At 56.2% G+C, this 18,149-nt stretch carries 15 protein-coding genes and 2 pseudogenes; 8 read left to right on the plus strand and 9 right to left on the minus strand.

The window, feature by feature from the left end; genetic code table 11:
* Positions 1–20 precede the first annotated feature (20 nt).
* On the plus strand, positions 21–908 hold the full coding sequence (locus AC3B5Q_RS11710) for a MerR family transcriptional regulator (RefSeq protein ID WP_103444539.1): 888 nt from the start codon (positions 21–23) through the stop codon (positions 906–908).
* A 158-nt stretch (positions 909–1,066) separates the two neighbouring features.
* On the opposite strand, the gene AC3B5Q_RS11715 is transcribed toward AC3B5Q_RS11710, so the two are convergent.
* The 3 genes from AC3B5Q_RS11715 to AC3B5Q_RS11725 form a co-directional block, all read right to left on the minus strand.
* The gene (locus AC3B5Q_RS11715; RefSeq protein WP_488393091.1) at positions 1,067–2,704 is read right to left on the minus strand and encodes a mechanosensitive ion channel family protein; all 1,638 of its coding nucleotides are present in this window, start codon (positions 2,702–2,704) and stop codon (positions 1,067–1,069) included.
* Between the two features lie 67 nt (positions 2,705–2,771).
* Positions 2,772–3,131: a cupin domain-containing protein gene (locus AC3B5Q_RS11720; protein WP_103444537.1), complete on the minus strand. Its 360-nt coding sequence runs from the start codon at positions 3,129–3,131 to the stop codon at positions 2,772–2,774.
* On the minus strand, positions 3,128–3,721 hold the full coding sequence (locus AC3B5Q_RS11725) for a GNAT family N-acetyltransferase (RefSeq protein ID WP_021782299.1): 594 nt from the start codon (positions 3,719–3,721) through the stop codon (positions 3,128–3,130). Before AC3B5Q_RS11725 ends, AC3B5Q_RS11720 begins: the two co-directional genes overlap by 4 nt.
* Positions 3,722–4,097: 376 nt before the next feature.
* On the opposite strand from AC3B5Q_RS11725, the gene AC3B5Q_RS11730 reads away from it, so the two are divergent.
* From AC3B5Q_RS11730 to AC3B5Q_RS11740, 3 genes are all read left to right on the plus strand, one after another.
* Positions 4,098–4,415, plus strand: coding sequence for a helix-turn-helix domain-containing protein (locus AC3B5Q_RS11730; RefSeq protein WP_274119063.1), 318 nt, complete (start codon positions 4,098–4,100; stop codon positions 4,413–4,415).
* Positions 4,408–5,682, plus strand: coding sequence for a type II toxin-antitoxin system HipA family toxin (locus tag AC3B5Q_RS11735; RefSeq protein WP_021782302.1), 1,275 nt, complete (start codon positions 4,408–4,410; stop codon positions 5,680–5,682). Before AC3B5Q_RS11730 ends, AC3B5Q_RS11735 begins: the two co-directional genes overlap by 8 nt.
* Before the next feature lie 702 nt (positions 5,683–6,384).
* Positions 6,385–7,239, plus strand: a complete 855-nt coding sequence (locus AC3B5Q_RS11740) for a helix-turn-helix transcriptional regulator (protein ID WP_021782303.1) — start codon at positions 6,385–6,387, stop codon at positions 7,237–7,239.
* 320 nt (positions 7,240–7,559) lie between these two features.
* Here the strand turns inward: AC3B5Q_RS11740 and AC3B5Q_RS11745 are convergent, their stop codons facing one another.
* Complete coding sequence (locus tag AC3B5Q_RS11745) at positions 7,560–8,303, minus strand: SPOR domain-containing protein (RefSeq protein WP_080671087.1); 744 nt, start codon at positions 8,301–8,303, stop codon at positions 7,560–7,562.
* A 1,388-nt stretch (positions 8,304–9,691) separates the two neighbouring features.
* On the opposite strand from AC3B5Q_RS11745, the pseudogene AC3B5Q_RS11750 reads away from it, so the two are divergent.
* Positions 9,692–10,132, plus strand: a pseudogene (locus AC3B5Q_RS11750) (IS66 family transposase); the annotation flags it as partial.
* On the opposite strand, the pseudogene AC3B5Q_RS11755 reads toward AC3B5Q_RS11750, so the two are convergent.
* The 4 genes and pseudogenes from AC3B5Q_RS11755 to AC3B5Q_RS11770 form a co-directional block, all read right to left on the minus strand.
* A pseudogene (locus tag AC3B5Q_RS11755) lies at positions 10,133–10,327 on the minus strand (cysteine hydrolase family protein); the annotation flags it as partial.
* A gap of 497 nt (positions 10,328–10,824) precedes the next feature.
* Positions 10,825–11,844, minus strand: a complete 1,020-nt coding sequence (locus tag AC3B5Q_RS11760; RefSeq protein WP_021782306.1) for a zinc-binding alcohol dehydrogenase family protein — start codon at positions 11,842–11,844, stop codon at positions 10,825–10,827.
* 10 nt (positions 11,845–11,854) lie between these two features.
* The gene (locus tag AC3B5Q_RS11765) at positions 11,855–12,148 is read right to left on the minus strand and encodes a putative quinol monooxygenase (protein ID WP_021782307.1); all 294 of its coding nucleotides are present in this window, start codon (positions 12,146–12,148) and stop codon (positions 11,855–11,857) included.
* Positions 12,149–12,711: 563 nt separating this feature from the next.
* The gene (locus tag AC3B5Q_RS11770; RefSeq protein WP_103444536.1) at positions 12,712–13,620 is read right to left on the minus strand and encodes a LysR family transcriptional regulator; all 909 of its coding nucleotides are present in this window, start codon (positions 13,618–13,620) and stop codon (positions 12,712–12,714) included.
* A gap of 121 nt (positions 13,621–13,741) precedes the next feature.
* Here AC3B5Q_RS11770 and AC3B5Q_RS11775 point away from each other — a divergent pair, with 121 nt between their 5' ends.
* Positions 13,742–14,485 (plus strand): SDR family oxidoreductase, encoded by a 744-nt coding sequence (locus AC3B5Q_RS11775; protein ID WP_021782309.1) that lies wholly within the window; start codon positions 13,742–13,744, stop codon positions 14,483–14,485.
* 448 nt (positions 14,486–14,933) lie between these two features.
* The gene (locus AC3B5Q_RS11780) at positions 14,934–15,128 is read left to right on the plus strand and encodes a hypothetical protein (protein WP_021782310.1); all 195 of its coding nucleotides are present in this window, start codon (positions 14,934–14,936) and stop codon (positions 15,126–15,128) included.
* A 167-nt stretch (positions 15,129–15,295) separates the two neighbouring features.
* Here AC3B5Q_RS11780 and AC3B5Q_RS11785 read toward each other — a convergent pair whose 3' ends face one another.
* The gene (locus tag AC3B5Q_RS11785; RefSeq protein ID WP_488393092.1) at positions 15,296–17,512 is read right to left on the minus strand and encodes a putative bifunctional diguanylate cyclase/phosphodiesterase; all 2,217 of its coding nucleotides are present in this window, start codon (positions 17,510–17,512) and stop codon (positions 15,296–15,298) included.
* A 334-nt stretch (positions 17,513–17,846) separates the two neighbouring features.
* Between AC3B5Q_RS11785 and AC3B5Q_RS11790 the strand changes: the two genes are divergently transcribed.
* Positions 17,847–18,146, plus strand: a complete 300-nt coding sequence (locus AC3B5Q_RS11790) for an Hsp20 family protein (RefSeq protein WP_223271173.1) — start codon at positions 17,847–17,849, stop codon at positions 18,144–18,146.
* The last annotated feature ends 3 nt before the right edge of the window (positions 18,147–18,149 follow it).

An 18,149-nucleotide genomic window follows, 5' to 3' on the forward strand; every position in this document is an offset into this window, starting at 1 on the left:
CACCTGGATGACCCCTCGTTATGACCGACGCCACCCCACCCGAATTGCTACCCATGCGCGATGTGGTCAGCCTGACCGGCATCAATCCGGTGACCTTGCGTGCCTGGGAGCGGCGTCATGGGTTGATACACCCGCAGCGCACCGAGGGCGGCCATCGCTTGTACACGGCCCAGGATGTGCAGCGCATACGCGACATCTTGCGCTGGACCGCCAACGGCCTGCCCATCAGCAAGGTTGGCGACAGGCTCGCCGGCCAGCCTGTGGCGCCTGTGCAGCAGCCCTCGGCCTTTGACGACTGGCGCGCCGCCGTTGCGCGTGCCTCCAAGGCATTCGATGCGCAGGCGCTGGAAGCTATACATGGACAGCTGTTCACACTTTTGCCAAAGGCCACTGTGCTGCAGGACGTGCTGATGCCGGTTTGGCATGAGCTGGCTTCAGGCACTGCGCCAGGCCAGCGTAGCCAATGGCTGTTTCTCGATACGTTCTTGCGCGCCCGCCTGCTGCTGCGCTTGCAGATGAACCAGGCCGATGCGCCACGGGTGCTGCTGGCAGGTACCGAGGGGCAAGCCGAATGCCAGGTGTTGTGCGCCGGGCTGCTGTTGAGCAGCGAGCGACAACGCATCGAAGTGCTCGGCTGCGGGCAGCCCCTGGAAGAGCTCCCGCTGCTGTGTGCGGCGATGCAGCCTGCGGCACTGGTGATCGCGCTGCAGCCACCGGTGAGCCCTGCCTTGGCCAAGCGCTTGCGCTCGCTGCAGATGGAAATTGCTTGTCCGCTGGCCTTGACAGGCGAGGGGCTGGCCGGTGTGCAGGCTGCCTTGCACGGGCTGCCGGTGTGCCTGCTGGACGAGCATGGTGCTGACGTCGCGCGCGTGCTTGACGCCTTGCTCCGAGGGGCGCTGGACCTTTGAGTTTGGTTCTGCGCCGTGCTCAAAGTGGTTGGGTGCATAGCGGGTTGGTGATGGGGGCGCTGCTCGGCACGCTTTGGACCCCTATCGGTTTCACCGTCTCCAATGCCCTGGTGGCGCTCTATAGGCCGGTGATCGACCGGCACCCGAGGCCTCATTGCTCACGCGGTGTTTTCAGGTTTGGACGGGACCGCGTGCCACTGCTCCTTGGGCACCCATTTAGGTTGCTCGGGATCGCCCAGGTAGTGAGGCGACATGATTTGCACGCCATACTCGTTGAACACGTCCTGGATATTGGCGTGCAACAGGCTCAGTAGCTGCGCGCGTGGCCTGGGCTCAGATGGAATGGCCTGTGCCACTAATCGATACTCGGGGTAGAAGTCTGACAGCGCCGTCTGGAATACCTGGGGCGCGGGCGTTTGCAGCACGCCTTCGGTGCGACGAGCCGCTTCCAGCAACATCGCCTCGACCTGACGCCAGGGGGTGTCGTAGCCGATGGTCACCACGGTATCGACCACATAGCCTGGCCCTTCCACGATACGCGAGTAGTTCTTGGTCACCGAGCCGGTAATCATTGAATTGGGAAGTGTCAGCACTTCGCCAAGCCCGGTGCGTATGGTTGTGGTGAAGATGCCCACTTCGGTCACCGTGCCCTCGTAATCGCCCACACGTACAAACTCACCGACGCGCATCGTGCGTGTGTAGGTAAGGATCAATCCGGCGGCCCCTTGGCCGATGACACTGGTCGCCCCCAGTGAAATCATCAGACCGAGCAACACCGAGAGCCCCTTGAAGGCATCGGTGCCCGAGCCGGGTAGATAGGGGTAGGCCATCACCAGGGCGAATAGCCAGATCGCCAGCGACGTCAGGCGCATGGTCGGTTGCAAGGTTTCGGCGGTCAGCCATTTCAACGTGCCCGGGCGTGCCATGCGCCTTAGCACACGTTTGGAGAAGGCGCTGATACCACGGGCGATGAAGAAGATCGACAGCGCAACTACCAGGCCGGGCATGGCACGTAAAATGCCGCTGACCAGGTAGTTGAGCAGTTCCATCAGGTGGATATTGAGGCTTTCACCCCAAGACCTTGTGTAGGGGAACTGAGACAGCACGAAGCCCAGCCACTGGTAGCAGAACAACAACACGACCAACCAGTACAGCAGCCAGAGTGAGCGGTCGATCAGGTAGTACAGGTTCTGCAGGTCGAACAGTTGCGTATGGCCGACCTTGAGGCGCTCCGAGTGTTTGCCCATCAGTTTGGGCAGCAGTCCCAAGAGCTTGCGTCGACAGTAGCCTGCGGCCTTTACCAGCATGAAGAACACCAAGGTTGCCGCAGCGCTGTAGCCTATCGCAGTGAGCAAAAAGCGCAGGCTACGCGCCTGACGGGTTTCCTCGACGACAAGGCGCAGGTTCTCGGCGGCCTGCTCGGCAGCTTCGCCTGCTGTAATGCTATCGGCCGCAGCATCCAGTGGCGTCACGATGAATGCACGGCGCCCGCCCAGCAGCACCAGGTAGCTGCGCAGAATAGGGTCGACGCGAACCTCCAGATCGTTTGTTTCCTGGAGTGTTTCCTCGATGACCTTCTTGGCGCGCTGGGCGCGCACCTTGGGTGTTTCGCCCAGCAGCGTCGCACGAAAGACCAGTACCGTGCGGTTGATGACGGTCAGCGGGGCGGGCTCGGCAATCACACCCTCTACCTCTGGCCCGGACTGAGGGGTGTCCGCATGGAGCAGGGGCGAGAACAGCAAGTGGGTCAGTAGCATCAGCCAAGCAGCCCGTCCGAACCTGCGCTTCTTGCCCATTTAACAGCCCCTGTGCCGGCGTGTGGATTGCTACCAGCATAGTCGGCTTCAGCCAGCATTCAGTGGCTTAGTTCGCGGGCAAGAGGATCACGAAGTTCTTCTTCATGTCTTCCACTACGGTCCATTTGCCCTTGGCGCCCGGTTCGATAATGAACGTGTCGCCAGCCGCCAGTGTGACCGGGGCGCAACCCTCAAGCTCGATGACGCAGCATCCACTCAAAACGTGGCAGAACTCCCAGACTTTGTAGTCAATGCGCCACGCCCCGGTGCTGGCTTCCCATTCTCCGGAAATGCGACCTTGCTGTTCATCGTGATAGTACTTGGACGTCAGCGTGTGAGGGGTACCTTCCAAAACTTCTTCAAAGAAGGGCAGGTCGCGCAGCGGTTGGATATCCAGTTCGCGGAACACGGTCAGTTTCTGGTTCATGGCTGTTTCTCGAGCACGTTGTGAGTAGGGCGATACATTAAATAGGCTTCACCGGTTACACCGAGCATCGGGTGCGGAACGATCTGGCAGGTTTTCACGATCTGAAATCCATGACGTTCGTAGAAGCGGCGTGCACCGTGGTTTTCTGCGTAATCGATCAGGCACAACCCATCGAGGCCAGCGTCGTCAGCGCGCTGCTGGGCGTGGCGAAGAAACTGGGCGCCCAGCCCCTGGCTCCGCCAGGCCTCATCCAGTGCCAGGCTGGATATGTACAAGGTATCGGGTATTTCCATGTCGGAATAAGGCGCGAGGACGGGGTCGGTCTCGGCTGGCCTGTCAGGCGTCGCGCGCAAGACATAGCTATGCATCATGCCGATGACGCGCCCTTCGAAAGTGGCCATCAGGCAGTTCTTGTATGAAAAGTCGCCCTGTTCTCTGGCATAGCGAGACGCACCGACACTCAGCAGTGCTTCTCCGGGGGCAGCGAGCTTGCTCCATATGTAATCGGCCATGCCCTCCGATGTCAGTTGAAAGAAGCGCGCAATATCATGCGCGTCCGAGACTCGAGCGGGTCTGAAGTCGATAGACATGTACAGTGCTCCCAAGGGGCCGCGTGGTCAGTTTGCAAGGCTTAAGCCTTTGGCTGCGGGGCAGGGTAGACGGTTTCAGCGGTTCCCATGATGCTCTGCGCGAACACCATCAACACGGCGTGCGACACTGCCCTCATGCCCACATGCACGTGGCGCTATAAAAGGTTCGGGTTGGCTTGGGTAATGGATCGTGCAAACCCTTTCAAACCGCCGACGAAGCCTCTGTGCAAAGCGTCCGTAAATCCACTAAATTGTGGGTAAATGTAGAAACTAAGCGATAAGACGCAAATTAAGGGAATTAGCTCGCTTGATAGGGCCGGGCGTTAATTCTATAATTTTGTGGATTAACTGGCACAGAGCGGGCTAGGTATACACTATGTTGGATTTAAGCTTCAGCAAGCCGAGTGAGGTCGTGAAGCGCCTCTGCGATCGCTTGCGCAAAGAGCGCTTGGCGCGGGACATGACACAGGCGGACTTGGCCGGGCGTGCCGGCATCGCTACAAACACAGTGTCCAACCTTGAAGCCGGGCGCAATGTCGGATTCGAGAACGTTGTTCGGGTGGCGATGGCGCTCGGCCGGACCAAGGAACTGGAAGGCCTGTTCCTGCCAAAACTGGACAGTATCGAGGATATCCGGCGCTACGAAAACAGCGCCAATCGTCTTCGTACCAAGAGGAAGCCCGGCAATGCTTGAGCAGGTGAACGTCTTCTACGAAGGGTGGGGGGAGCGATGGCAATGGGGCACGCTGGTCTCCACGACTGCCCTGACCGGTCGTCCACTGATTGTGTTCGAGTACAGCAATGAAGCCAGGCAAAGGGGCTTGGAGCTGTCGTCCTACACGCTGCCGCTGGAGGGGGCTCAACTGCGCCGAGACTTTCCAGACCACCAACTGTACTTGCCAGGGCCTGTTTACGACGCCTTGCCGGATGGATGGGGCATGTTGCTGATGGACCGTATGTTCAGGCGCCGCGGGCTCACCACAGCGCGCATCGGCTCACTGGAACGGCTGGCCTATATCGGTGGTAATGCCATGGGGGCCATGACGTTTGAACCCGTGGCGCCCGAAGGGCAGGCGTCTGAAGTCCACATCCCGCTGGAGCAGCTAGCCGCCGAAGTGCAGGAAGTGCTCCATGGAGACGGCGGTGAGTTCCTGCAGAGGTTGCTGCTGGTGGGTGGCTCGCCTCAAGGTGCAAGGCCTAAGGCCCTCGTCTATCGTGATCCCGAAACTGGCCGGTTTACAACTGCCGTGACGGCGGGCTTTGAGGCCTGGCTGGTCAAGTTCCCGGCCAAGGAAGAGCATGCCGAGGTGTGCGCTGTCGAAATGGTCTACGCCGAATGCCTGCGCATGTGCGGTATCGAGACCCCTGACACGCAGTACTTCAGCCTGCCTGATGGGTTGGCGGCGTTTGCCAGCAAGCGATTTGATCGTCAGGATGGCCTGCGCGTGCCCATGCAAAGCCTCGCGGCCTTCACGGGGGCGAGTTACCGGTCTCCAGGCGTGTTGGACTACGTCAATTTCCTGCGGGCAACCCAGATGTGTACCAACGACGTGCGAGAGATGGCGGTGGCCTTCGAACGTGCCGTCTTCAATGTAGCGTTCAACAACAGAGATGATCATCCCAAGAACTTTGCCTACGTCATGTCGCAGGACGGTCATTGGAGACTGTCGCCGGCCTACGATGTGACCTTTTGCGAGGGGCCAGGTGGATATCACCAGATGGATGTAATGGGGGAGGCCCTGTCGATTACCCGCACACAAATGCTTCGGCTTGCCGAGGAAGCCGAGGTGCCCCCGGAGGTTGCAGGCAGAATGATTGACGGCATTTGTGAGGTGGCTAGCCAGTTTTCAAGCATCGCCGAGAACCTGTACCCACAGGTCATTACGCCAGACACCTTGCGCACGATCCAAGGCCGCATCGATCAGAACGTAGCTCGGTTACAGGGCAGCGGTTGCCATTGAAGCAGGGAGGAGCGGGCGCTCAGTCGGCGGGCCGATTTTTGGCAAGGGAGATCGAAGGGCGGGATGGTGATGCCCTCATGGAGAGACTACCTAGCGGAAAAACGGCTCCAGGATTAGCCCAGGCTAGTTACCCGCTCATTCGGTAACGACTCAGCACATCCTTGAGATCGGCATACAGATCGTGCCCATTCATGATGACGTCGTCCGTAGCTGTCCGGCAGCAGCCATGCGCGGTTGTTCAGGCTGCTGCATGTTCATGTTGCCTCCCATCACGTGCATAGGTGCCTGAAGCCGTTGTGACGTGGCCGGGTGCCGCGGTTCTGACAATCGTCAACTTCGAACCGGATCACCCCTTCGTGATCTGCATCGAGTGCCAGCGGAGCCTGATCCCACGGACAATCCGCGCGACTCTCAGTTTTCGATGGTATTACTGCGTTTTCACACTGTCTGGAACCAACGCAGTCCTTTGTAGTGGGCAGCTAAAGACCAATTGCGGTCCTATCTGATGCGGCTTCTTTTCGATCACCTGAGCCTTTTTCGTCAACCAACAGTCTATAAAGTTTCGGGCATTCGCACGCGATAGTGGCTAGCCAAATATTGCTGAAACATGAGTTATCGCTGGGGTTCGTAAACAGATAGACCCCGCGATGATCGTTTATTGTCGCCGGTAACAATATCGCTTAAAGCGAGCGGAGGACTCTGATGTCCATTGCCCAACGGGTTTTCCACGGCAGGTTTGGCCGGGTCGCCTTGCTGAATATGGATCGTTCGCTGGTCATTCACACCCATTCCGAGTGCCATGTGCTGATCAAAGTGTCCGGTAAAGACACTTACTTCAACGTCAACGGACGGCGTGTTCCACTCAGCGATCGCACAGCGGTGCTGGTCAACGCCTGGGAGCCGCATTTCTACGACCCGCAGCCGGGCGGGGAGGCAACAGTAATCCTGGCGCTCTACATCGAGCCTGCTTGGCTGGCCACAGCCCAGCAGTCGTTGGCGCTCAGCGGTCGGCCGGATTTTTTTTCCCATTCCTGTATCGAGTTGTCGAGTCGTAATCGCACCTTGGCCGATACCCTGGTCGCTGAAGCGCATAGCTGCGGGATCGTGCCGAAAGAACGTATGGAATTCATTCTGTTCGACTTCTTGATCGAACTGATCGAGGACTTTTCCAGCTGGCGTCATTTGTCGGTACTTGGTGTCCCGAGTTCACGTGAGTTCCGGGACGCCCGCGTTCGCCGTGGCATCGTCTGGTTGCTCGAACACCTGGACGATCCGAACCCCATCGATAACGCCGCGCGGGCATGTGGTCTGTCGCGCGCGCACTTCTTTGCGTTGTTTAAGAAAGATACCGGTATGACGCCGACGCTGTTGCTTAATGACGCGCGCATGCGCCGGGCTTTTGCCTGGCTAGGGCGTGAGCGCAGTGGTACGCTGGGCCTGTTATCGGAGAACCTCGGGTTTTCTGAGCAAGGTCATTTCACTCGGTTTTTCCGTCAGCACATCGGAGCTTCACCCAGCCAGTATCGGCGTGTTGTGGATTGCTATGCGACGGTTTGAACCGAGATGTGCAGGGGTATTGAGCGATATTCCCGTCATGGATTCAGCCCTCCCTATTAAAGCTTGTGGATTAATAGGTAAAAATTATAGATACTATCAGTTGTCTAGTGAAAAATGGATCTATTTCATGCGGTTTTCATGTGTTAATTCAAGTTTTTATTGGATTCGGCTACCCACTGCAGGATGAACTTCCAGAATCCATAGGTTGATGTCCGGAGATTTCTTTAGGTAAATTTAGGCTTCAAGCTTTTTTATCAAGGGTTTTCGTTGTTCATGCAATGTTTGGATGATTATTTGGACGCTCCAGCGCTCGGGATTTGTCAATTACCTGGCATTACCCATCCTCGAATGCCATGACTTTCACTCAGTTCTTTCACTACTCGAGCCGCGTCCTGCTTTTTTTTATAAGGCCCGATGACGACAAAGTTGTTTTCTCTACGGGCTATCGGCAGCGATAGATTTTGAATTGCTTTTATTGCGCGATGGCGGTTGGGTGTGTTCATTGCAATTTCGACCACCCATAGACCGGATGTAGGTATGGTTGAAGCTTTATTTTTAGGGGGGGAAATGTAGCCGCCACACGTCAAGCACCTGCGCTCCAATGTGATCAGCGAATTTGGCACGGTGCGAAAGACATGCCATTGCGGATCAATGTTCTTTTTACGCACGAAGAGTGCCAGAAGCAGGCCGAAAAAAGTAATTAGAGCGCTGATAATAATCATCCATTTGTGAGTCGATGCAGGCGATGAAGGCGGCTTAATTTCAGGTGTTGCAACTGGCTTTTCGATTAAAAGCTGTAAGGAATCAGCCTCGATTGGATCGGGCATTTGGGACTCGTATTGCGTAAGGTGCGCGAGCGCGTCAAAATATATTCCACTGAGCTCTGTCGTAATTTTATTGTCGACATCATCGATCAGTTGTTCAAACTTTGTCACTTCTTGCTGGATGGATGAATTGTCTAGGTTGTCTTGACAAATTGGTCCCCAGGATGCATATGTCCACAGCAATGCTGATAGATGTCCAAAAATTCCAATTACCAGGAAGCTCAAGCCAAGCTTTCGCATGACACCATCTCCAAATTTAATGAATCACGCCAGGCCGATCATCAGGTAAGGGAAACCCCTTGCTTGATGCCATAGTTACCGCCGGAATCCTTCGTCTACGCGAACGCAATAGGTTGCCTGCGCGGGCCATGCCCGTATGCAGTGCATAGAGAGCCGGTAATTGACCCGCACTTCATGAATGCCTATGGAGCGCGTGTACTGACCAGCACCACAAAGCATTCAATGGGTGTGCAGGAACTGCGCGGAAGCTTCAAGTTCAGCGAGACCTTTCGTAGCGCATGCTTGCAGGCCTGCTCCAGTTAGCCAAAACGAAAGAACAGTTCGTTGAACACGTTGGTCTTCGGCCAGATAGCTGCTCTGAGCGATCACCAAGGTCGCCGAATCTCCGACATAATTTGGCCGGCCTGGCTTTTGTAGCAGGTTGGAAGCAAGTCATTTTTTGCGGCTCTTGGTGGTGTGCAACGCAATAGTGTCAGAGCCGAGTGTGTAAGAAATGCGAAGGGAGCACCTTGCCTGGGGAAAGGGAGTTCTGCGTTGGAGTCTGGGAAATTACCTTAGCGTCTGATTTTCAGGACTGGGAGCAGACAGAATTTTCGGAACGGGATGGGGCGCTGGATGTCTCAGGAAAGCTCAGGTTTCTGCGTACGGCATCGGTTTGGCAGAATGATACCCTGGAAAATTCCAATGACTGCCCTTTAGGAAATATATCTGAGTAGCAGTTTCCACTGCTTCGGCAACCATGATCAGACTTAGGTGATGGACCGTAGATGTAATATCTTAGGTGATCGCTGCGCCGTGATGGTCGGTCGAAATCATACCGAGACGTCACGTTGCGACTCGGAGAATGTCTTGCTGTGGAAGCTCTCATGACTATTCAAGGTGATTCCTGAAGACTCTCGAGATCGTTCGTTCTTCAGAGAGTCAGCAATAGTGGGCGGCCGATCACTGTCCAACCGTGCTGCGGACGCGCACTCTGTAGAGCACTGAATCAAAAAAAGGCTCAGTTTCAACATGAAAAACGGTATCAGATGGCCGCCGTTTGGCTGACGTTGCCTTGTCTCACTTCCTGTTGGTGAAAGTTGGTTGTATGCCTCGCTGCTTCCGCGGAGAAGGTCTTTGGTCAAGGTAATCAAGTGCATTGATCATCCACAGCAACTGCTGTTCTTCACTCACTGTATGATGCATTAAGTCCAAACGATGGACGTCGGTACCGCTGGTGATGTTTTGTTTACTCACCTTGATCAGCAGAAACGTCGGCTGCTTTCGAGGTCCCCGTTACTGCACGCGCTGGGCTATTATGCCGACGATACAAAGTATGCCTGCAGAAGGAAGTCTGGACGGTGAGAGATGGCCTAATGTCGTGCACGGAGCGCGGGTAGGCGAGGGCGTACCGGCAGGAGAAAATCTTTGGTCGCGCCGGACTGGCCATCGCTCGCTCGACCTTGGCCCAGTGGGTTGGGCAAACTGGCGTGCGACTCCAGCCACTGGTCGATGCACTGCGTGAAGCGGTGCTGAGCAAGGGCGTAATCCACGCCGATGAAACACCGGTGCAAATGCTTGCGCCGGGCGAGAAGAAAACCCACCGGGCCTATGTCTGGGCCTACAGCACGACGCCGTTTTCGGCGCTTAATGCGGTGGTTTACGACTTCAGCCCAAGCCGTGCCGGCGAACATGCAAGTAACTTCCTGGGCGACTGGAACGGCAAGCTGGTTTGCGATGATTTCGCTGGCTACAAAGCTGGTTTTGAACAAGGCATCACTGAAATCGGCTGCATGGCTCATGCCCGTCGCAAGTTTTTCGAACTGCACACGGCGAACAAAAGTCAGCTGAACGTGATAGCTGGAGGTGGGATTCTCTTCATCATGCTTCACATGAAGGACAGGCCAGCCATTTGATCGCCAGTGCCGCAGAAGGCGCTGGATTACGGACAAATAGCCAGGGTGGCTTTTACCATTCCAAACAGGCTGATCGATAGCATCCTGAACATCGAGGATAATCAGGGGGATGCTAGGCGTGTCCTTCATGTGGGGGCGTCTCCTTACGATGGACGCTTAGTGTGCTGCAACGTATTCCGGTCAACAAGCAGCGCAGTCTCGCTAGGGTACCGGTGCTGACAAAGAGGCCACTAAGGAGGGGCTGATACCCCGTCAGTGGACTCCGGCCCAGCTCACGCAAGGTGAGTTGGGCGGACGCTTACGTTCCTCAAAGTTTTTGGCGAGAGCTACCAGAAGCTTGTGGCGAAGCCTTCATTGGTCGAAGGCATTGATTTGGAAGTCCCAGTTGATCTAATCGGATTGCCGAGCATGGACCTGGCTCCAGCCAACCGCGACCACCGCTGGGCCTTTATCGGTCCCTCTGGGGATCGAGTGGAGGTTCCTCACTCTCCACGTTTTGTCACTGCTGACCTAGACGCCCTAAACCGAGCCGCAGTCCAAGGCGTAGGTATCGTACAGATGCCTGAGGTTCGAGGGACGAGTTCAAGGTAACTGGACAGGGGTATAAGCTGTTTTAATCAACTCCCTCAAAAGCCTTCCAGCACGACTTTCCCCTTCGCCTTTCCGCTTTCCAGCAGAGCATGGGCACGACGAAGATTTTCTGCGCTGATGGGCCCATAGTTTTCGCCAACTGTGGTGCGCAAGTTACCCGCATCAATCCGCCGCGCAACTTCGTTAAGGATGTTGCGCTGCTCCTGCATGTCCTCTGTTTCGTAGAGCGAGCGGGTGTACATAAGCTCCCAGTGCAACGACAGGCTCTTGCGCTTCAGCGGCACGGCGTCAAGGGTGGCCGGATCATCTATCAGGCCCAGCTTGCCTTGAGGTTTCAGTGACTCGATGATTTGTTCGTAGTGCCTATCGGTCTGGGTCAGGCTTGCGACATGGCTGACCTGCGCTATACCGATGCGCTTTAGTTCTTCACTAAGTGGCTTGGTATGGTCGATGACATGATGCGCACCAAGCTCGGTAACCCAGGCCTGGGTTTCAGGGCGCGAAGCCGTACTAATGATCGTCAACCCTGTTAGCTGACGCGCCAGTTGAATTAGAATTGAACCTACCCCGCCTGCAGCGCCAATGATCAGCAGTGTTTCTCCTCGGTCGGTGGGATCCCGTGCAATACCTAGGCGATCAAAGAGTAATTCCCAAGCGGTCAGGGAAGTGAGTGGCAATGCCGCAGCTTGGCCGAATTCCAGCGACTGTGGCATTGAACCGACGATACGCTCATCCACCAGTTGCAGCTCACTGTTGCTCCCCGGGCGGATCAGTGATCCCGCGTACCAGACTCTGTCACCGGGTTTAAAAAACGTCACGTCGCTGCCGACCGACTTGACCACCCCGGCAGCGTCCCAGCCGAGGATCCGCGGCTGGCTTTCGTCCGCATGCGGCACATAGCCCTGCCGTACCTTGGTATCGACAGGATTGACCGACACGGCCTTTACCTCTACTAGCAAGTCGCGCGGCCCTGGCACTGGCTCGGGTATATCGATCTCCACCAAGGCGTCGGGATGTTCAATAGGCAGACATTTAAAGTGTGCAATGGCTTTCATTCGAAGCTCCTCAGGACATGCGATGCATTTTCGTGATCGAAAATTTTTCAGCAGCACGTTCGATGAGCGGGAGCGCTGCTCGAAAATGTGTTGTCGCTTCGTGAGCCGTTAGCGCCGCCTCGTCCCGCCACTGCTCGATCATGTGGAAAGTGCGCGCCTGCTCGGCATCACGGTGCAAGTCATACTGGATACAGTCCACTTCGCCCCGGCTTGAACCCTGCAGGGCCCGCAGCGTCTGCTCGAGCTCGGCTTCGAAGCCTGCCTTTGCGACCAAAGTGGCAATCAGTGTTAAAGGGGTGTTCATCAAACCTCCGGCCGATATGCATAAAAAAAATGGGACCTCGCTAACCGACACGTCTGAATAGAGGCCGTGCGGCCCGAAACTGCTCTCCAGGCGACGGCCTGACAATCAATATTGATCTCGAAGGCCGTGCGAGCGTCCTCACCCGGCGAGAGCACTTGTAGCGTTAAAACCAGTAGATCGGGCAAGTCCAGGTCACACGCTCCCTGCCCCCAACTCATGAGCGGCGAAATTGGACCAATCAGGATTGCCGAGATATGCCCGGCCAATAATCTCCAGGTCCGGTTGCAGTCCTTAAGCGCGTCTTCGCTGACGCTCAGCGTGCGTAGGTCCCTAGCCGAGGCTATTCAACCCATACCATCGGTAGCTTCGCGTCGTGAAACCTAGGCCTTGAGGGCTTTCTATACAACGATGTTGAGCCCGAAACTGACGCTGAGCAAGTCCAATCCACCATCCTTGAAACGACGTGTCCGGTCGACAGTCAATTTTCTCCGAGTGCTTATAATTCGATAATTCGATGATATTCGTAATATAAGCGTAGTGCAAACTCGAGCGTCCCTTCGAACTCAGCGATTGGTCCGCGCAAAAGCACGCGGATCAGAGAAACAGTTAACCAGGTGGTCGTATATCAGCCTCACTCGCGGTGCCACTGGCCCTGATTGAGGACGGTACATGATCAGTTCGGAAGGCGGCGGCGCTTCCTGTTGCATGACCTCGACCAGGCGCCCTTCAGACAGGTAGGGTTCTGCCAAGTAATCGGGCATTTGCCCAAAGGCGATTCCGGCCAGAACGATCTCTCGCTCGGTTTCCGGGTCATCGCAGCTGAAGGCAGGGGAGGTAGGCAGAAACGTTCGCCCCTCGGCAAGCACCCACGGCCAGGGGCGACCGTTTTTTCGATCAATCAGCATGGACAGCGGCAAGCGTTTCAGTTCTTCGATGCTGCCAGGGCGGTGCACGGTGGCGAGGAGTGACGGGGCCGCAACGATTTTCAGGCTGACATGGGCCACTGTTCTAGCGATATAGCGCCTATCACGCACCGCGCCGACACGAATACCGATGTCGATCTTGTTGGCCACCGCGTCGGTGAGTTGGTCATCCAGGCTCAGGTCGATGCTCAGGCCCGGGGTTTCCCGTATCAGCGGTTTCAGAAATTCGACCAGATACAGCTTGCCAATGGCGTGTGGGGCCGTGATGCCGACAACGCCTTTAGCCTCCTGTTTGCTGTGGGTGATAAACAACTGATCCACCCGGTCCAAGGTTTCCTGGGCCTGCAAGGCGAGTTTGGCACCAAAAGTGGTGACATGAACCTGCCGTGTGCTGCGGTGGAACAACAGCTCACCCAGCGTACTCTCCAGTTCCTTGATGGCACGTGTCACCGTCTGCGGTGAGGTGCCGAGGCGGGTGGCTGCATCGCGGAACGTGGTCGATTGTGCGGCCACTGTGAATATCCGAATCAGTTCCATGCGATTAGGCATAGCCCTCAACTCCCGTTCCAGAAAATGGAATTCTCAAATCCTAACACTTCCATTCTCTGACGAATAAAACCAGCGCAGACTGCAGTCTCCATCCCGACAGGTCTCAACAGGAGCGCTGAATATGAGTAAGAACATCCAGGATAAGGTGGTCGTCATCACGGGTGCGAGTAGCGGTCTAGGCGAAGCAACGGCGCGTCATCTGGCGGCGCTCGGCGCCCTTGTGGTGCTTGGCGCCAGGCGCCAGGACCGTCTGGACGCGATTGTCGCGGAGATCGCCACTGCAGGCGGCAAGGCGATTGCCCATCCGACCGATGTGACACGCAAGGAGGACTTGTCTGCGCTGGTTGCCAAGGCAGTCGAGGTATTCGGTCGCATCGATGTAATGATCAACAACGCAGGGTTGATGGCGATCTCTCCGATTTCGCAACTGCGCACCGACGAGTGGGATCGTATGATCGATATCAACATCAAGGGCGTATTGTATGGCATCGCGGCCGCATTGCCGTTTTTCGAACAACAGGCAAGCGGTCACTTCATCAACATTTCTTCGGTCGCCGGCATCAAAGTATTCAGCCCCGGTGGATCGGTGTACAGCGGCACCAAGTACGCGGTGCGCGCCATTTCCGATGGCCTGCGTCATGAAGTCGGCGCGAATATTCGCACGACGACTATCGAACCGGGCGCAGTGGATTCCGAACTGAAGTTCGGCAGCGGGTACCAGCCGAGCGCCGAGGTCGTTGGCGAATTTTACAAGAAGGCCATCCCGGCTGACTCGGTTGCACGGGCCATCGCTTATGCGATCGAGCAACCTGCAGATGTCGACATCAACGAGATTGTTCTGCGTCCGACTGCGCAAGACTTCTGACATTTGTCCTGTGCCGTTTGCGCCTGATCCACAGGCATGGACCCAAGCGACCAGGCTCTGGCGCTAAGAAATGGTTAACTCAGCCTATCCAGGCTGAAACTCTCGGCATGCCGAACGTCAATATCCAGCGCGCCAACACCACCATGTCCTAGCTGATTGATTGAGCTTCCAAAGGCGAGTCGTTCCTGATTCTCGGGTTCGGCAGGCGGCTCTGCCCGCCTAATGTACCCAACTGATCATATCGGACCCTGTTGCGAATGAAGCCACCTAAAGTTGCAGACTGGTTGCTACGGAGGGCGGCGGTGTAGTGGCAATAAGCCCGGTGTGAATCATCGTGCAATCGGAGGTGTTCGATACAGGAAGCCAGGGTCCCCATGGTGCTGCCAATGATGGGCATCGCTCACAAAGCAGCAAGAGGATATCAACCCGTCAAACTGAGGAAATAACCATGGCAATGTTGGTTTTTGACGGTACGGAAGACGCCATCGTCGAAGCCCGTATTCTGGTCGGGGCGCTGAATGAATGGTTGGCGGAACAGCAACCCTGTTGCCCCCTAAAATCCGTTCATGTGCAATTTTGCTATCGGCCCGATGGCACGTTGGATTCTGTATTGACCGTTGTAACAGACGTGGCCGTGGACTAATGACTGCTTTGATTGAACGGGCACTTGGTGCGGGTATTCCCTTGGCCGCAGATCCAGCAGGGTTTTGCTGTCGGTCGCCCGGTAGATCAGATCTGCTCGACGTTGGTCGACGAAGGCTGAAAACGCTGCATGAGTGGAATCGATCTTTTGGTTATTAAATAAACGTGTTAATTATAGGTTATCTGATCGGCCAAGAAAAACCTGAGTGCCTCATGCGACATGGGTCTAGCAAAGTAATATCCCTGGAAAATATCGCATCGACCACGTTCCAGGAAGTCCACCTGAGCCGCAGTTTCCACGCCTTCCGCGACCACTGACAGGCTGAGGTGATGGGCCATGGAAATAATGCCTTGAGTAATTGCTGCATCGTGTGGGTTAGCCGAGATATCCTGGATGAAAGAGCGATCAATCTTGATTTTGTCGATGGGCAAACACTTGAGATAACTGAGGCTGGAAAATCCTGTACCGAAATCATCCAGCGCAATGCGTACACCCAAGTCTTTAAGGCGGTGCAAGGTTTCAATTGCGATTTCAACGTTGTGCAGCAGGAGCGACTCAGTTATCTCCAATTCCAATTGCCCTGCGCTAAGCCCGTATTTGTTCAGCACTGCCTGGATACATTCAACGAACTGACCGCGCTGAAAATGCACCGGCGAAATATTTACGGCCATCGAGATGCCGTTGAAACCCTGATCACATAGATTGCGCAACTGCGCGCACGCCGTATCGAGTACCCAGAGGCTCAGCGGGATAATTTGACCACTGTCCTCTGCCACCGGTACAAACACCGCTGGAGAGATGTATCCTTTGATCGGATGCGTCCAACGCAACAACGCTTCGATTCCGACCACCCGACGCGTGTGGGCCTCTATTTGCGGTTGATAATGCAGGCTGAACGATTGAGTTTCGATAGCCTTTTGTAGGTCATTACGTAGGCTTCGGTGCTCGCAAACTCGATCGTTAAGATCGCTGGTGTACCACTGAAAGTTGTTCCTACCTTGTTGCTTGGCTTTGTACATGGCCATGTCAGCCTGCTGGATCAGCTGCATCGGCTGTTCGAGGTGACCATCGCTTAGCGTAATACCGATACTTGCACTGACGTGCAGGTCAATGCCCTGGATACAGTAGGGTTTGCCAATGCTTTCCAGCAGTCGCTCGGCCACCGGGACAACGTCTTCGTCACGAAGCAGGTCCGTCAGCAGAACGACAAACTCATCGCCGCCCATGCGCACGACGGCATCAGCTGGACGGACTTGCTGAGTCATGCGCTGTGCCACCTCGATCAGCACCTGATCGCCGAAGTAGTGCCCGATGGAGTCGTTGATGGATTTGAATCCATCCAGGTCGATGTACATGACCGCTAGTTGACGCTTACGTTGAAGGCTGCTGCGACACTCTAGGACAAGCCGGTCTTCCAGGGACAGGCGGTTAAGCAAACCGGTCAGCCCGTCATGGCTGGCACTGATACTCAGCTGGCGCTCGTAATGCTTCTGCTCGCTGATATCCCGAGCGATACCGAATACCCCGACGATCTCTCCATTTACCATGATCGGCAGGTTTGCGATATCCATGGTCAACTGCTTGTCGTCGCTCTCGTCGCGCACCCTTGCCTCGAATCGCTGCGGCTCACCGGCGCGGGCCGCGGAAAAATGCTGATTCACTCGCGGCAGGTCTTCTTCGAAAACGAGGCAGGAGAAATGTTGACCGACAAGATCAGTTGCCGCGCCAGCTTTAAGCTTCAGGCCAGCCGGGTTCACACTCTGGATGTTGCCCGCCATGTCGAGGGCGAAAACCGGGTTGGGGTTGTAGGTCAACAATGAGCGAAACCGTTGTTCACTTTCCTCCAGGCGTTGGCCGTCACGCTCATGCCGGATAGCAATGGCAGCCAGGTGCGCCGCGCAGGTCAACCTTTGGATCTGCATCTCGCTTGGCGCAATCGCCTGATCTTGGTACAGCGCAAATGTCCCAAGTACGGAGCCCTGATGCGAGAGTAATGGCAACGACCAGCAGGAGCGCAGATTGTACCCTAGCGCCAGGCTGCGAAAACGCTCCCAGCTCGGATCCCGGGCTATATCTGCGGTCACCACCAGCTCGCGCCGGAATGCAGCCGTGCCACACGTGCCTTCCTGAGGACCGATGGGCATGCCATGGATCGCCTCGCTGTATGCAGGCGGCAGGCCAGGCGCGGCACCTTTGAGCAAATGCTTGCCTTGCGCATCGGTGAGCAGTATCGAACACAGCGTACCGGGATCCTGGGCGTCGATCATCAAGCAGATGGCGGTGAGGATGTCGTGCAGTTGATGATTGGTCGCGATCATACCGAGTATGTCGCGCTGAGACTCGGGAAGCACCATGCTGTGATAGCTCGTGCAGAAGGTGTTCATGGTGGGATTCCTGTGTGCTTGCGAGGCCTTCCGGTTCCCTGAGCGTCTGCAGAAGTGAGTGCCTGGGCGCAGTCCGATCGCACCCCGATCGCGAAATCTTTTAAAGCAGTGGGCCTGCCACGAGAAAGACTCAGGTGATCGATAAAAGAACGTATCAGATGGAGCGCATGCGGCTGAATTCGGCTTGCAGCGGCCTGACCACCGCCCGCTGACTTTCTCTGAGCAAACCGCAGATACTTCTTGACTTCCAGACTACCAGGCGCAGACTTTAGCGAGTATTGCAAAAGTTCCCTTGGGCTGGCCGCATCTGTTTGCGGCGCTCGCCCGCCCGCGCTTGCCTGCCAGGCATGCTGAAGCTGGCGCTGGACATCACGGATGCAGTGCTGGCTTTCCTTCGAATTGCCTGGTCTCAAGGAAAGAACATCCCGATCACGCCCGACTGCTACGAGAGCAGCAGAAGTGCGCCTTCCCTCGTGCCGAACGCTACAACGGCTGTTGTCCGCGACCCTTGAACCTGCCTGACGATGCCGATCAGGTTTTGATCAAGCGCCCATTCGACAATGGGCTGCTGACGATCATCCTCGACGAGCGCGAAGCGCGTGCATCGAAGCAAAGCCGTTTGATTCCGAATTGAAGC

The organism is Pseudomonas sp. D5(2026) (genome assembly GCF_057766845.1).